General features: G+C 57.8%; 15 protein-coding genes. 5 read left to right on the top strand and 10 right to left on the bottom strand.

Going from position 1 to position 13,462, the window contains the following annotated elements; translation table 11 throughout:
* Window positions 1-71: 71 nt before the first annotated feature.
* From nuoI to lipA, 3 genes are all read right to left on the bottom strand, one after another.
* Complete coding sequence (gene nuoI / locus O6929_06400) at window positions 72-560, bottom strand: NADH-quinone oxidoreductase subunit NuoI (protein MCZ6480014.1); 489 nt, start codon at window positions 558-560, stop codon at window positions 72-74.
* Window positions 561-726: 166 nt separating this feature from the next.
* Complete coding sequence (locus tag O6929_06395) at window positions 727-1,236, bottom strand: NADH-quinone oxidoreductase subunit C (GenBank protein ID MCZ6480013.1); 510 nt, start codon at window positions 1,234-1,236, stop codon at window positions 727-729.
* Window positions 1,233-2,162: a lipoyl synthase gene (lipA, locus tag O6929_06390; protein MCZ6480012.1), complete on the bottom strand. Its 930-nt coding sequence runs from the start codon at window positions 2,160-2,162 to the stop codon at window positions 1,233-1,235. The genes O6929_06395 and lipA overlap by 4 nt, the downstream gene beginning before the upstream one ends.
* Window positions 2,163-2,292: 130 nt before the next feature.
* Here lipA and O6929_06385 point away from each other — a divergent pair, with 130 nt between their 5' ends.
* The 4 genes from O6929_06385 (at window position 2,293) to O6929_06370 (ending at window position 7,499) form a co-directional block, all read left to right on the top strand.
* Window positions 2,293-3,114, top strand: a complete 822-nt coding sequence (locus tag O6929_06385; GenBank protein MCZ6480011.1) for a DnaJ domain-containing protein — start codon at window positions 2,293-2,295, stop codon at window positions 3,112-3,114.
* Window positions 3,115-3,223: 109 nt separating this feature from the next.
* Window positions 3,224-4,702, top strand: a complete 1,479-nt coding sequence (locus O6929_06380) for an FAD-binding protein (protein ID MCZ6480010.1) — start codon at window positions 3,224-3,226, stop codon at window positions 4,700-4,702.
* Window positions 4,703-4,804: 102 nt separating this feature from the next.
* Window positions 4,805-6,175 (top strand): FAD-binding oxidoreductase, encoded by a 1,371-nt coding sequence (locus O6929_06375; GenBank protein MCZ6480009.1) that lies wholly within the window; start codon window positions 4,805-4,807, stop codon window positions 6,173-6,175.
* A gap of 1 nt (window position 6,176) precedes the next feature.
* Window positions 6,177-7,499: a heterodisulfide reductase-related iron-sulfur binding cluster gene (locus O6929_06370; GenBank protein MCZ6480008.1), complete on the top strand. Its 1,323-nt coding sequence runs from the start codon at window positions 6,177-6,179 to the stop codon at window positions 7,497-7,499.
* Between the two features lie 39 nt (window positions 7,500-7,538).
* Here O6929_06370 and O6929_06365 read toward each other — a convergent pair whose 3' ends face one another.
* The 4 genes from O6929_06365 to O6929_06350 form a co-directional block, all read right to left on the bottom strand.
* Window positions 7,539-7,859 carry a hypothetical protein gene (locus O6929_06365; protein ID MCZ6480007.1) on the bottom strand — a complete coding sequence of 107 codons (321 nt, stop codon included), beginning with the start codon at window positions 7,857-7,859 and terminating at the stop codon, window positions 7,539-7,541.
* A gap of 351 nt (window positions 7,860-8,210) precedes the next feature.
* Window positions 8,211-8,708, bottom strand: a complete 498-nt coding sequence (locus tag O6929_06360; GenBank protein ID MCZ6480006.1) for a nuclear transport factor 2 family protein — start codon at window positions 8,706-8,708, stop codon at window positions 8,211-8,213.
* Window positions 8,708-9,178 carry a signal peptidase I gene (lepB, locus tag O6929_06355; GenBank protein ID MCZ6480005.1) on the bottom strand — a complete coding sequence of 157 codons (471 nt, stop codon included), beginning with the start codon at window positions 9,176-9,178 and terminating at the stop codon, window positions 8,708-8,710. The genes O6929_06360 and lepB overlap by 1 nt, the downstream gene beginning before the upstream one ends.
* A 68-nt stretch (window positions 9,179-9,246) precedes the next feature.
* The gene (locus tag O6929_06350; protein ID MCZ6480004.1) at window positions 9,247-10,038 is read right to left on the bottom strand and encodes a CPBP family intramembrane metalloprotease; all 792 of its coding nucleotides are present in this window, start codon (window positions 10,036-10,038) and stop codon (window positions 9,247-9,249) included.
* Window positions 10,039-11,192: 1,154 nt separating this feature from the next.
* Between O6929_06350 and O6929_06345 the strand changes: the two genes are divergently transcribed.
* Window positions 11,193-11,414 (top strand): hypothetical protein, encoded by a 222-nt coding sequence (locus O6929_06345; GenBank protein ID MCZ6480003.1) that lies wholly within the window; start codon window positions 11,193-11,195, stop codon window positions 11,412-11,414.
* Window positions 11,415-11,600: 186 nt separating this feature from the next.
* Here the strand turns inward: O6929_06345 and O6929_06340 are convergent, their stop codons facing one another.
* The 3 genes from O6929_06340 to O6929_06330 form a co-directional block, all read right to left on the bottom strand.
* A complete protein-coding gene (locus O6929_06340) occupies window positions 11,601-11,843 on the bottom strand; it encodes a hypothetical protein (GenBank protein MCZ6480002.1) in 243 nt (80 codons plus the stop codon).
* Between the two features lie 96 nt (window positions 11,844-11,939).
* Window positions 11,940-12,311, bottom strand: coding sequence for a prepilin-type N-terminal cleavage/methylation domain-containing protein (locus O6929_06335; protein ID MCZ6480001.1), 372 nt, complete (start codon window positions 12,309-12,311; stop codon window positions 11,940-11,942).
* A gap of 573 nt (window positions 12,312-12,884) precedes the next feature.
* Window positions 12,885-13,462 (bottom strand): methyltransferase domain-containing protein (locus O6929_06330; protein MCZ6480000.1); only part of this gene is annotated, 578 nt, incomplete at its 5' end.

Here is a 13,462-nt window from a genome sequence, read left to right as displayed (position 1 = left end):
GGGCCAAGGTCCAAAGCCCCCTGTTATTTCCTTGGTTCAGGCTTTCGACCTTGGACGTTGGACTTTGGACCCTACCCGTGGTATTTGGACAGGTCCTCGTGCAGCCGATCCAGCACTTCGGGCCGCTGCTTTGCTGCCTCCAGAACATTGAGATTGAGCTTGTTCTTGTCGTAGATGAAGCCATCCCGGGTGTAAGTTTCCATCTCGTATTCTTTCCCCAGAAAGATGGCGTCCTCAGGACAGGCCTCTTCACAATATCCGCAAAAGATGCACCGGAACATGTGGATCATGTAAACCTTGGCGTACCGCTCACCGGGTGAGTGGCGCTCCTCGTCGGTATTCTCTGCCGCCTCGATGTAAATGGCATCCGCGGGACAGGCCACTGCACAGAGCTCACACCCGACACACCGCTCCAGGCCGTCGTCATCGACCACCAGAAAGTGGAGTCCCCGAAACCGAGGAGCAACGGGGAGCCGTTCTTCAGGGTAAGGGACGGTCACCTCCTTCCGGAACATGTGCTTGAAGGTGGTGAACATCCCTTTCGCAATGGCGGTAATCATATATAGTCCCTCGTTGAGGGTTCAGAGTTTATAGCTCGGGTCCGCCATGACCTCTGAACCATCTACCATGAACGCTGAACCCTTTGCTCTCTGCGCTGAACTCTGTACCTTGAACTGTGATTCCTAAAGTCTCAACGTCAACTCTCAACTCTGAACCCTGAACCGTTTACGGCTTATTCACTTCCCACCACCGGGGCATCTCTTCCACCGGATAATCCTTGCGGAGGGGATATCCTTCCCAGTCCTCTGGCATGAGGATCCGTTGCAGGTCGGGATGCCCCGTAAAGCGGAGCCCGAACATATCAAAGACTTCCCGCTCGTGCCAGTTGGCAGTCGGCCACACACCGGTCACCGAGGGGACCTCCTCCTCCTCGGGCACCCGGATCTTCACCCGGATCCGATCCGCGCGCGGGATCGAATAGAGGTTATAGACCACCTCAAACCTCGGTTCCCGTTTTCCCTGCCAGTCCACACCACAGAGATCGGCCAGGAAGTCATATCGGAGCTCCGCCTCCTCTTTCAGGAAGCGGCAGATGGGGACGATCGCCTCCCGGTCGACGGTAATCGTGACCTCGTCCTGAAAGGAGACGGCCTCCTGAACCGCCCCCGGAAAATCCTCACGCAAGAGACATACCGCTGGATGGGCATCTGGGGAGCTAAGCTGATTCGGGCTCATGCGAACTTTTCGGAGGGAGAGGGGGTCCAGTCTTCAAGGGCTCGGGCCTGCTGACCGGCATGATACGAACTGCGAACCAGCGGCCCCGACTCCACATGCTTGAAGCCAATCGCCTCCCCGGTCACCTTGAGCTCCCGAAACTCATCGGGATGAACGTAACGCACAACCGGCAGATGATGCATGGTCGGCCGGAGGTACTGTCCGAGGGTGAGGATGTCACAGCCGACTCGGGCCAGGTCGTGCATGGTGGCGAGAAGCTCTTCCCGCTCCTCACCCAGGCCCAACATGAGGCCGGACTTGGTCAGGACGGTGCTGTCGAACCGCCTGGCCCGTTCCAGCAGCTCGAGCGACCGCTCATACTTCGCCCCGGCTCGCGCCTGCCGGTAGAGGCGGGGAACCGTCTCGGTGTTATGATTCAAGATATCCGGTTTCGCCACCAGAACGGACTCCAGCGCCTGCCAGTTTCCCTTGAAATCCGGGATGAGCACTTCGACCGTGCAGCCTGGGGAAGTCTCCCGGATCCGACGGATCGTGGCGGCGAAGATGCCCGCCCCCCCGTCAGGCAGATCGTCCCGGTTCACCGAGGTGACTACCGCATGCTCCAGCCCCATGACCTTGACCGCCTGAGCAACCCGGTGAGGCTCTTCTTGATCCAGGCCCGTCGGCCGCCCATGCGTCACCGCACAGAATCCACAGCGCCTGGTGCAGATATCGCCCAGGATCATAAAAGTCACGGTCAGATTCTGGAAGCACTCGCCAATGTTCGGACACCGGGCCTCCTCGCAGACCGTGTGCAGGTTCAGCGTCCGCATCAATCCCTTGAGACGCACAAAGTTTTCACCGCCGGGGGCTCTAACCTTCAGCCACTGCGGCTTTCGAGCCACCTGGAGCGGGCTGACTAAGGAGAGTCTTCCATCGCAGGCCATGATTCCCTCACGAAAAACCGGACCCGATACCTTCAGTATACATTATCGGCCGTCCCCCCTCCAATCCCTTAATGGAATCTCCTCCCCCACCTTGACCCGTCCCCGGGACGAGGGTACAATCACACATACGATGGCCTGGAGAAATGCAGCGACGAAGGATTATTACCGTGTCCTGGGGGTCTCGCCCGAGGCGAGTCCCGAGGAGATCAAGCGCGCCTACCGTCGCCTGGCCCTCGAGGCCCATCCGGACCGGAACCCGGGAGACCGGCAGGCAGAGGAGCGATTTAAGGAGATCAGCGAGGCCTATGGTGTCCTGGTCGATCCGGAAAAGCGCCGCCAGTATGACACGTTCCGCCGGGCGGGCTTTCCTCCAGGGGATGCGGGGTTCCGCTATCGCCAGGAGGACATTTTCCGGGATGTCTTTACCGACCCGACCGCCAGCGCCATTTTCGACGAGCTCCGTCGAGATTTCCAGCGGATGGGTTTCCGTTTTGATGACCGGTTCTTCAATCAAACGTTCTTCGGTGGCCGTGGATTCGTCTTTGGCGGCGTTTTCGTCATGGGGCCCGGGGGCTCCGTCTTCTCCAGAACTTTCCGGCACCGGCCAGTTGAGACGCAGACGCAGGATCGGCCCGCGCTCACCGGCGGTGTGCTCAAGGAGGCCGGGAAAAGGCTCAAAAAGTTTTTGACAGGTCTCTTGCGGGGAGATTGGGTCACGACCCAGGGACCAGATCAATACGCGGAGCTCTCCGTCACCAGCGAGGAGGCTCGCCGGGGGACGAAGAAACCAGTTGCGGTCCGCCGAGACGGACGGCGGGAAGAGCTGCTGGTGACCGTCCCTCCCGGGGTTCGAACGGGCACCCGCTTGCGTCTTCGGGCGAAGGGCGCCTCTGGACCCGACAGGACTCCGGGAGACCTCTATCTCACTATTCGCGTCGAAGAGGCATCCTAACCCCTGCGGGGGAATCGCGGAGTCTCGACCCCGATTTTTCCTTCCGAAGTTCTTCACGGAACCTTCACAACTCCCCGACGCCCACCAGGGGAGGCAAAGGAGGGGGGCGATGATTCAAGGCAAGACTCGGATTGTGAGGGAACTCGAAAAGATTGTCGGCCCCAATGCAGTCATCCACACGGAGGAGGAGCTTCGGGTGTATGAGTGCGATGGCGCGACGATCTTCCGAGCCCTGCCGGATATGGTCGTCCTCCCTGCCACCACCCACCAGGTCGCGGAGATCGTCAAGGTGTGTCATCGGGAGCGGATCTATTTTGTCCCGCGCGGTGCCGGGACAGGTCTCTCCGGTGGAGCTTTGGCAAGCCAAGGCGGGATTATCATCGGATTAAATCGGATGATTCGTATCCTCGAGACGGATGTCCCGAATCAACGGGCCGTGGTCGAGTCGGGCGTGGTGAACGTCTGGCTTGCGCAAAAGATCAGTGGCGATGGATATTACTACGCCCCTGACCCCGCTAGCCAAGCCGCGTGTACCATTGGAGGAAACGTGGCTGAGAACGCGGGGGGCGTCCACACCCCCAAGTACGGGGTGACCACCAATCACGTCCTCGGCCTGGAGGTGGTCCTGCCGAATGGTGAAACCGTCGAGATCGGCGGGAAGGTTCTCGATCCTCCAGGCTACGATCTTGTTGGGGTCTTCGTTGGGTCAGAGGGAACCTTTGCCATTGCCACCACGGTCACCGTACGCATCCTGCATAAGCCGGAAGCCGTCAAGACTCTGATGGGGATCTTTCACAACATCGAGGATGCCAGCAACGCCGTCTCGGGCATTGTTGCCCGGGGGATCATCCCCGCCTGCCTCGAGATGATGGATAACCTGAGCATCCAGGCGGTCGAGAAATGGGCGAAGGCCGGTTACCCCATGGATGCCGGGGCGGTGCTTCTCGTGGAGCTGGATGGACCGAAGGCAGAGGTGGAGGCGCTCGCCGACCTCGTCGTCGAGGTCTTTCAGGCACAGCGGGTCCGGGAGGTCCGCGTCGCCAAAAACAATGAGGAACGCGAGCTGCTCTGGAAGGGTCGGAAGGCCGCCTTGGCTGCCATGGGCCAGATCCGCCCAGACTGCTACCTCCAGGACGCGGTCATCCCCCGAACCAAGCTGCCGATCATTCTCAAAGAGATCGAGGAACTCTCTCAAGAGTATGGCCTCCCGGTGGCCAACGTCTTCCACGCCGGTGACGGCAATCTCCATCCCTTCATCCTCTACGATGGCCGCTACGAGGAAGAAATCCGCAAGGCAGTAGAGCTGGGGGCCAGGATCATGACCCGGTGCATCGAGATGGGGGGAAGCATCACGGGCGAACACGGGGTGGGACTGGAGAAGCAGGATTTCATGCCCCTCATGTACACCGAGGATGACCTTGAGGCCATGATGAAGGTCAAGTGTGCCTTCAACCCCGACCAAATCCTCAATCCCGGTAAGATCTTCCCGACCTCTAAGTCCTGCGTCGAGGTGGGACAGCATAAGCGGGACCGGATCCGCTACGAGCCTCATCGGATTGAGAGGGAAGGATTGGCTCAACGCTTTTAACGGCTCATGGTTGACGGTCCGCAGCACGCAAAATTTCGAATTTCGAAATTCGAATTTCGAAATTGGCCGGTCATCGCCCACCGATAATCTGTGAGTCATGCCATGGCGCATACCGAGTGGATACACGCCCTGGAAAAAGTCGTCGGGGCCGATCATGTCATCAGTGGGTCCGAGGCCGGTACTTTCGCGGTAGATGGGAAGGCGCCTCGGGCGGTGGTCTTTCCGAGGACAGTCGAAGAGACCTCCTCTGTCATGGCCATCGCTTCTGAGGCGGCCTTAAAGACCATTCCGTGGGGGGCAGGCTCCCAGATGGCTTTGGGGGCAATCCCCGCGCGGGTCGACCTAGTCGTGGCATTGAAACATCTCAATCACCTTGTGGATCACGAGTGGGGGGATATGACCGCCACAGTCCAGGGAGGTATGCGCCTGAAAGACTTTCAGCAGGCGCTGGGCCAGCATCAGCAGTTTCTCCCCTTGGATCCGCCTTTCGCCGACCAGGCGACGGTGGGCGGTCTTTTGGCGACCAATGCGAGTGGACCCCGCCGCCTCTTGTACGGGACTGCCCGAGACCTCCTCATCGCCACCACAGTGGTCCATGCCGACGGTACCGTCACCAAGGGCGGAGCGAAGGTGGTCAAGAACGTCACCGGCTATGACATGAATAAACTGTACATAGGGTCGCTGGGGACCCTGGGAATCATCGCGGAGGCGACCTTCCGCGTGTATCCCCGAATCGCCTGGGAGAAAACCTGGCTGGCCCCCTTCTTGACCCTGGATCACGCAGAGGAGGCAATTGCCCAGATCATGGACTCCTCCCTCGTCCCGAACGCCTTAGAACTCTTGGATAAGGCGGCAGCCCGGCGCGTCACGACCAGGGCCGGCATCGGGTGGACGGATGGGCAGTACGCCCTGGCGACGTCCGTGGGGAGCGTGGCCGAAATGGCAGTCGATACCCAGATCGAAGAGATCGGTCGGATCAGCCGGAAGGTGGGCAGTCCCGGAGGAAACCTGCTTCATGACGAGCCCCATCATACCTTCTGGCGTGAAGTCCGAGACATCACCCCTGGCACGAACGGCACGGCTCCACGCCATCTTCGGGCCGTCATGAAGGGGGGTGTCCTTATTTCGAAGGTGGCGGACGCGTTTCGCGTGGGAGAGGAGGAGGCAAAGACACAGGGCCTCGACCTCTGCATCGTGGCTGAGGCGGGTTCCGGGATCGTTCGGTACTATGTCAGCGCAGAGGACCGAAGCCTCCAGGAGTTCGTCGAGGGAATGGTGTCAACCGTTGAGCGGATTCGCAGCACCTGTGAGGCCCAGGAGGGAAGCCTGATCATCTTGGAAGCGGACGCCGCGTTGAAGACCCGCATCGATGTCTGGGGACCCGTCAGGGGTTTGGAGGTCATGCAAGGAATTAAAGAGCGGTTTGATCCTCGCCAGACCTTAAACCCCGGGAGATTCGTTGGAGGGATATAGCGTGTCGTCCGGACCGGTCAACCAGACACGACGTCAAAGCGCTTTCGACGCCGCTGACCCTCCCGAAGAGAAAAAGTATCTCGAGTGCATCCATTGCGGCCTCTGCCTCCCCACCTGCCCGACCTATCTCGAGATGGGCAACGAAATGGATTCCCCCCGGGGCCGGATCTATCTCATCCGGATGGCCGATGAGGGAAAGATCGGCATCACCGACAGCTTTGTCAAACATATGGATGCCTGTCTTCTCTGCCGGGCCTGCGAGACTGCCTGCCCTTCAGGAGTGCAGTTCGGCTCTTTGATGGAGAAGGCGCGGGGCCAGGTGGAGCGGAAATATAAACGGCGGTTGTCGCAAAAACTCTTGCGCCGATTCATCTTATCCGTCTTCCCCTACCCGGATCGGGTACGAGCCATGCTGAAGTTGGGGAGGTCTTCCCAACGGTTGGGACTGCGGAGACTCGTCATCCACGGCGGTCTCTCCAAGAGCCTGCAGATCATGGAAGAACTCTTGCCACCCCCTGATGAGGTTCCGGCGGATATTCCGCTCTCACGCGTGACCCCGGCCCAAGGGACCCCGAAGTTCCGCGTCGGCCTCCTGACCGGCTGTGTCCAGCGGGTCTTGTACCCCCAGGTCAACGCCGCAACGGTCCGGGTCCTGGCCAGGAACGGATGCGTGGTGGTGATCCCGCAGGAACAGGGCTGTTGTGGATCTCTTCACTCCCACGAGGGAGGGTTGGAACCTGCCAAGGCCTTTGCCCGAAAGACCATTGACGCCTTCGAGCAGGCAAAGGTGGACTATGTGATCGCCAACGCCGCCGGCTGCGGATCGATGATGAAGGGCTATCCTGAGCTCCTCAAGGGAGACCCCCAGTATGCCCACAAGGCCGAGACGTTCGGGGAGCGGGTCCGGGATGCGCTCCAGTTCCTTCACCAGGTTGGCGCCAATGGCCGGTATGGCCCACTCCCGCTCAAGGTGACCTACCACGATGCCTGTCACCTGGTTCATGGCCAGCAGATTCGGAACGAACCCCGGGCCCTCTTACGATCCATCCCTGGCCTTCAGCTGGTCGAACTAAAGGAATCGGACTTCTGCTGCGGCTCGGCGGGCATCTACAATCTACTGGAGCCGGAATACGGCGTGCGCTTTCTAGAACGGAAGGTGGATAACATCGTTGCGACCGGAGCCGAGATTGTCACAACGGCCAACCCGGGGTGTGAGCTGCAGATCGCGATGGGCCTCCGGAAGCGCAACATCACGATGAAAGTCCTCCATCCGATCGAGCTCCTCGATATGGCCTATCAGGCGGGGATTGCGCCTCGGTCCTGATCACAGAAAGTCGATGTGGCGCGCTGCGTTGGTCGTCCCTCAGGGGATGACTTGTAATCGAAGATCCCGCTGAAAGGCACTCTTGTACTCCTCCACAAAGGCTCGCGCCTTTTCTTGCTCGTGATCTCGATAAAACTCCAGGACATCACCACTCTCGCACCTGAACTGTCCGATCACCTCGTAACCCAAGGGCAGCACGAGGACCTTTCGGGGCCGGCCAATCACGTCAGGGATCTCCCCCTTGACGTACCTCCCCAAAGGGTGATTGCGCGTCACAAAGCACGTAAATTCGCTGCCGAAGTGCTTCTTCACCAGCGCATCAATATGCGAACCATCGGCGTCCTGGCGCTGTAACGGCATCCTGCGCAAGCCCTCCGGGGATCTCGAATTAATACTGGCGGGCAAAGTCTAGGGTAAGGCGGTAGGACTGTCAAGCGACGTCCGGAATCGACCTTGTAAATCCTTACCAGAAGGGGGGCGTGAACGAGGTGTAGCGCGGCTTAAAAAAACCACCGAGATCCCGAAAAGACCTTGCACCGCTTGTGCCAGGGGGTTTAGGACTCATAAGCCCCCTAACAATCGCCACGGTACCTGAGGATCCGGCCTGTAGCCGTCTCGGCCACGTGTAGCTTTCCCGTCGCACTAAAGGCCGGATCCCTGGTAGTGTCAAGCGCGCTGATTTCTACAACACTGCAGCGAGGTTTCGGGTCCTTAATCGAGTTTCATGACCTCCACAGGCCGGACGCCCCTGATGCGCCATTCGCCGTCGGCCTTCAGCAAGTCCATTTCCAGTTCCTGCGCATCGACGGATTTGGCTCTGGGACTGTGGACCCCTGTCACAACAACCGTCGTATTCACCCGAGCCTGCTGCGTTCCATCATCGTGAGTCACGGCAATGTCTGTGAAAGCAACGGTCAATCCCGGTTCTTGTTGCAGAGCAACATGTGCAATTTGAAGCAGAGTATTGCGATCCTTGACTCTTGGAATATTGCCGTTGAGTTGGACGGTTACATCCTTTGTAAAGAATTCCTTTAATCCGGCTATATGAATGAGGCGGGCTGCATCTCTCTGCTGTTGCGTTGAGGATACTACGTCGGCTAACTCGTGGAGACGTTGGCGAATGCGATACTCTTCGTTTTTCGGATAGACAAGCCAAATAACGACCAGAATTCCGAGTACGACTGCGGCTATCGCAACGGGATTTTTCATCACCACATCCTTCCAATAATTCTGTAACGTTTCACTTTACCAAACGTATGGAGGTGCATGGGCACTGCTCGGTTATCGCCGACAACAAAATACTCATCTTTGCTCAGGGATTGTTCTTCCAAGTCCCAGTGACCTCTGCGTTGAAGATGCGGTTCGGAAAGAACCTGTCCATCAACGTGAACAATACCGTCATGGATCTGTACGGTTTCACCTGGCAAGCCGATAATGCGTTTGAGATACATCACGCTCTTTCCCGCCATACGGATGCCGACAACGTCGAAACGCTCTGGGTTAGGCCAGCGGTAGGCGAGGGTATTCATGAAGCCGTAATCACCCGTTTTATACACCGGGAGCATGCTGTCACCCTGTACCCTGATGGGGAGGAAAACCGTCGTGCAAATTCCGTATACCAAGGCGCCTAGAATTGTAGTCCGCACCAAGGTATGGCGCCAACTCGATCCGACACACATTTTTCTTACCATGGATCCTAAATTGCGTATGACATCATCAGATCTCTTCATGAGCTGGTAATCCAGGGTTAGCCCATTGGAATAAGGAATACCGTAATAACCAATACGAGGTTGTACGCGACGTGTAATGTGACCGCGGGACCTAGCGACTCCGATTTGATGCGCATAAGGAGTGTGGTGATCCCAAGTAATAGGACTGCGATCATCGACGGCCAGTAGTGGATCGTTTCTGGAAAGTGGATGATCACGAAGAGAGCGGTCACCAGCAGCGCGGCGATCGATTGCCCCCAGGATCGCGCGATTCCCGAGAATAGCACGCCGCGAAAGAGGAACTCCTCGAGAGGCGGAGCCACGATGATCGCAATGAAGACCCAAGATAATTGCGATAGCCCGGGGGTGATCGCCAGCTCCGCCAGTGGACCCCGAGACATCTCCGGATCGGGTGGGACGAGCACCGAGGCGACGGACAGATACCCAAGACCAAGAGTGATGCCGATGACCAGCCCACTCAGCAGATACGCTGGCTCACCGAGTGACCAACCGATACCGTCCTTGGACCTGCCTTTAATCGATCCGGGGGCGAACCTCCGTGCCATCTGAACAACGATCAGCGCGCTGACGATCAATCCAATAACAAGAGCGGGGCCTTGTACGGAGCTGCTGATTACGGAAATTGCATCGGGATCTTGCACCCCGCTGAGCGCATAGGTGAGACCGACCACAACTCCAAGGAGAACACTCGCGACAAATTGAGAAGCGATGTACACGGCAAAGATGAGCAGCGCTCGTGTCGCGCCCAAGGGAGAAGTGGAGTGGGCGTCGGACTCGCCCGCGATGTCGATATGTCCGTCCGGATTCACTCGTCAGCCTCGATCCACGTGGTTATCTAGATATGATCGCCTCCAAAGAATCTCGAAGGAGGGGCTCGACTACAGTATCTCTATGATCCCATCGAAGGGTGTTCCCGTTCCTTGCCTCCCCATGATCTGTGCGTTCATCTGGATATTCAGTGTCAGATTCCGGTCGTACCGAGCAGCTCGATACATTTTGATGAACTTGCTTAGCAAGGAAGCGTATATCTCGTCTTGCCAATACCTGCGGAAATCTTCGGGTCAAATGTCTTCACGGCGGTTCACGCAGTACATGAGTCTAACCGTCGCTCCTCCTCCATATGTCATTGCTCTTCAGAGATTCTTCTACCACCATTTTTCTCTCTTTCGTGAAGCCCCGAAATCCGATGCTCCCACATTTACATTTCCAAGACATACACAGCCCCCATCAGGTTTAGTTAAAAGCGCGTGACTTCGCCGCCTAGTGCCGTTCCAACTATTCGCGCCAACTTTCTCGCTCCCCTCGATCACGACCCTTGCAACAACGCAGACTGCTCACATTCGGCCCCTCGATCTTCCTCGGGGTGGTGAGCGGTTCGGCTGAGCTCACCGTCGAAGCCCTGTAGAACCACCTCTCAAGTGGGAACGGCACTAGAATACAAAGAGCATCAAGCAGAGAACGGGGAAGCCAACTAGATAGAGTAAGCTCCAGGCAGGTTCGGGAGTGAAAAGGGACACGAGGCCGAACGCGGTACAGCCGATGGCTGCCCAAAGACCGAGTGTGCGCAAGACTTGTAAGACTCTGCCATAATGTCCCACGGGGTTGCCATAGTGGGAAGGGGTGGCCTCCGGCCGTGTCACTGGATGGCTACTTGTGTACTCTTTCATGCCCTTCTCTTCCTTACAGTTTTATAGGTCCCACAACCCCTGCAACTCAATCAAAATGAAAGACGCCCTCCCGGGGCCGCACCGTACCGGAGAAAGCGTTGCAATGGCTGTGCCGGAGGTGGGCAGCCTGTCATACCTGCTCCGGTTACATCCCCGGGTCACTTGAAAAGAGCCGAAGCATCTCTTACCCGTCCAGGGATGTCAAGAGCGCGGAATATAACTCGCCAGACCTTCCGCGAAGGCCGCGCTGCCTAGCTTGCCCAGCGCATGGCATTGTCGTTGCATGGGATGAAGGGATGTGGACCTCGGCGCCGACCATTCGGTGCGAGAAATTTAGTACGGGTGACGACATGAAGCATGTTCCCGTCATGAACCTCGTCGAACAGGGATACTTCTGGCCTGGGACTAGTCTCTTGCGTAACTTGGTGCGCAACCTCGGCGAGGACGGCCCTTTGCAGGAATCGATTCAGGATCTGCTCTCGCTTTTAACTCTTCACCTGCTCGCGAGTCGAAACTGACCTGGCCGGAATACTCCGCTGGAATCTTTATTGACCACTCGACTTACTCTTCTGAACACCAATCGCACAAAAGCAAAAAGCCTTCGCGGACTATGCTCCGCCCGTGAAGGCGTCTGACTGTTTGGTGCGCCGTCGATTGTGACAGGGATCAGAAAGGATTCAGCTCGGACCAGGCGGCGGCCAGCCTCAAGAGGCTAGTGCGAGGCCCTGCCCCTTCCGGGCGCGACGCCTCCGGATCCGTCGGTCACGGGCAATGTCCACTACCCTCTTCACTTCGGGGCAGCAAACGCTACAGAAGGTGACCTCGGCCGCCCGACGTCCGTCTCTCATCAGGCCAACAAAGCGCTCCACATTCGCTCCACACTGCTCGCAGGAGCTCTCGTGGCGCAACCTTACCCAACGCATGTCCTTCCTCGCCGATTCCACCATCCTTCATATCCATATCCTTATATATAATATCTCGTGAATGTCCCCTGCGGACAATGACGCCAGTCATCTATTACTATGACCGAGATCACCTCACGTTTACTCCGCCCGCATTGTTTCAAACGTAACGGTCTGCGGCCGGCTGCCCCTCCAGTTCACAGTCACGGTGACCCTCGCCAGGCGGTTCGGCGCGCTGGTGTCCGGCTCCTGCGTGATCGTCAACGTCCGGGTGTACCTGGGCTCGGGGGTGTCCGTCTGGTTCACGGGGCCAGGATTGAAAGGCTGATTCTTTAGCTGTTCCATCATCTGCTGCGCATAGGTCGTGACCTTCGATCTACCTCCGCCGACGACCACATTCACGTAGGCAACGGGGAAGGCACTCAGGAGACTTACCATGCTAAACGCAAGGATTACCGACGCGATCAGCACCTCGATGAGGCTCATGCCTCGATCATCCAATCGTCTGTTCATCGTTGCCCTCTCATGTGTGAAACGATCGGTCTTTGATCCCCCGGATGTCCTGCTGCTGTGTATGACGCCAGTCTCATCGGCGAACCGTATCCGCTCCCACTGGAAGGCCTTGGTTGTGACGGATACTGGTAACTCAAAATGCAACCTACCAGGGTCAGAGACTCCAGGACATCGACCTGGTAGTGCAGACCAAGTGCCAGCATGGATCGGAGCGTCCCGCCTAATCAATTAGGTCTTTTGTTTGTAAGGAGTTGTTGCGAATCGACCGATGTGGAGTGGCGCTGATAGGTCGAGAATATCGGATGAAGGGCTTGCATGACCATGAAATGTTAGCACCGCTCGGAGACTATCGCATCTTGTCCTCGTTAACACTTGCCAAGGGTTACGTGCGAAGAGCCAACTAGTGCCGCACCAACTATTTCCCGCTAACAATCCCCCTTGGTGCGTCACTTCCGCTAGTCCCGAAAGCCTTCGGGATTCGGCGCTCGACGTTCGCCTCGCTGAGCACCCCCCAAGCGTAGGGGAGTCTCTCCCCTACAACCCCTCAGTGCCCCTCGCGGAAGCTTGCTGTGCTTAGGGAGATTTAGTTGGAGGGACACTAGGTGCCTTAACTTTAATGGCCCTGACGGCAACAAAATGGCCGGTCAAAAAGCGCGTGGGCCAACGTGATAGGCGCTCGAAAGTCATCAAAAAGCGCAAGAAGCGTCTGTGTGTCTCTTGACCAGCGTGTTTTTCTAGCATGCGGGCTATGGCTACGGCGAACACACGCGGACAGTGCATGACGGCGCTGACGTCAAGCACCTTTAGCCCGGCCTGTTGCACGATACGCCGCAAACGAAGTGGGCCGCAGCTGGCCCCGACGTAGTACGGCACGATACGCATGCGATTCAGCAGGCGAAAAGGCAACACGTTGCGCAAAGCGATGACCGGGTTCGCGAGATTATCAAGCGTCAGGAGCAGTTGCCCACCCGGCCGTAGTACTCGACGCAGTTCACACAAACTGCCAATGATTTCATACGGTGATTCGAAATGATCCAGCGTTGAATTGGAGATGATGATGTCAAACACGTCATCGGCAAAGGGCAGACGACGCGCATCGGCCCCAATCGCTCGTAGTCTGGTGTGACGTGATCGGGCAGCGTGCAGGGTCA

Source organism: Candidatus Methylomirabilota bacterium (assembly GCA_027293415.1).
Classification (GTDB): domain Bacteria; phylum Methylomirabilota; class Methylomirabilia; order Methylomirabilales; family CSP1-5; genus CSP1-5.
The sequence above is the reverse complement of the archived record's forward strand: the minus strand, read 5'-3'. Positions and strand labels throughout refer to the sequence as shown.

What these genes read in the sequence shown, in the direction of transcription:
- O6929_06385 (MCZ6480011.1), top strand. Translation starts at nt 2,293, where the DNA reads ATGGCCTGGAGAAATGCAGCGACGAAGGATTATTACCGTGTCCTGGGG.
- O6929_06340 (MCZ6480002.1), bottom strand. Translation starts at nt 11,843, where the DNA reads ATGGTGGAATCGGCGAGGAAGGACATGCGTTGGGTAAGGTTGCGCCAC.
- O6929_06360 (MCZ6480006.1), bottom strand. Translation starts at nt 8,708, where the DNA reads ATGAAAAATCCCGTTGCGATAGCCGCAGTCGTACTCGGAATTCTGGTC.
- O6929_06395 (MCZ6480013.1), bottom strand. Translation starts at nt 1,236, where the DNA reads ATGAGCCCGAATCAGCTTAGCTCCCCAGATGCCCATCCAGCGGTATGT.
- O6929_06375 (MCZ6480009.1), top strand. Translation starts at nt 4,805, where the DNA reads ATGGCGCATACCGAGTGGATACACGCCCTGGAAAAAGTCGTCGGGGCC.
- O6929_06335 (MCZ6480001.1), bottom strand. Translation starts at nt 12,311, where the DNA reads ATGAACAGACGATTGGATGATCGAGGCATGAGCCTCATCGAGGTGCTG.
- nuoI (MCZ6480014.1), bottom strand. Translation starts at nt 560, where the DNA reads ATGATTACCGCCATTGCGAAAGGGATGTTCACCACCTTCAAGCACATG.
- lipA (MCZ6480012.1), bottom strand. Translation starts at nt 2,162, where the DNA reads ATGGCCTGCGATGGAAGACTCTCCTTAGTCAGCCCGCTCCAGGTGGCT.
- lepB (MCZ6480005.1), bottom strand. Translation starts at nt 9,178, where the DNA reads ATGTGTGTCGGATCGAGTTGGCGCCATACCTTGGTGCGGACTACAATT.
- O6929_06380 (MCZ6480010.1), top strand. Translation starts at nt 3,224, where the DNA reads ATGATTCAAGGCAAGACTCGGATTGTGAGGGAACTCGAAAAGATTGTC.
- O6929_06345 (MCZ6480003.1), top strand. Translation starts at nt 11,193, where the DNA reads ATGTGGACCTCGGCGCCGACCATTCGGTGCGAGAAATTTAGTACGGGT.
- O6929_06365 (MCZ6480007.1), bottom strand. Translation starts at nt 7,859, where the DNA reads ATGCCGTTACAGCGCCAGGACGCCGATGGTTCGCATATTGATGCGCTG.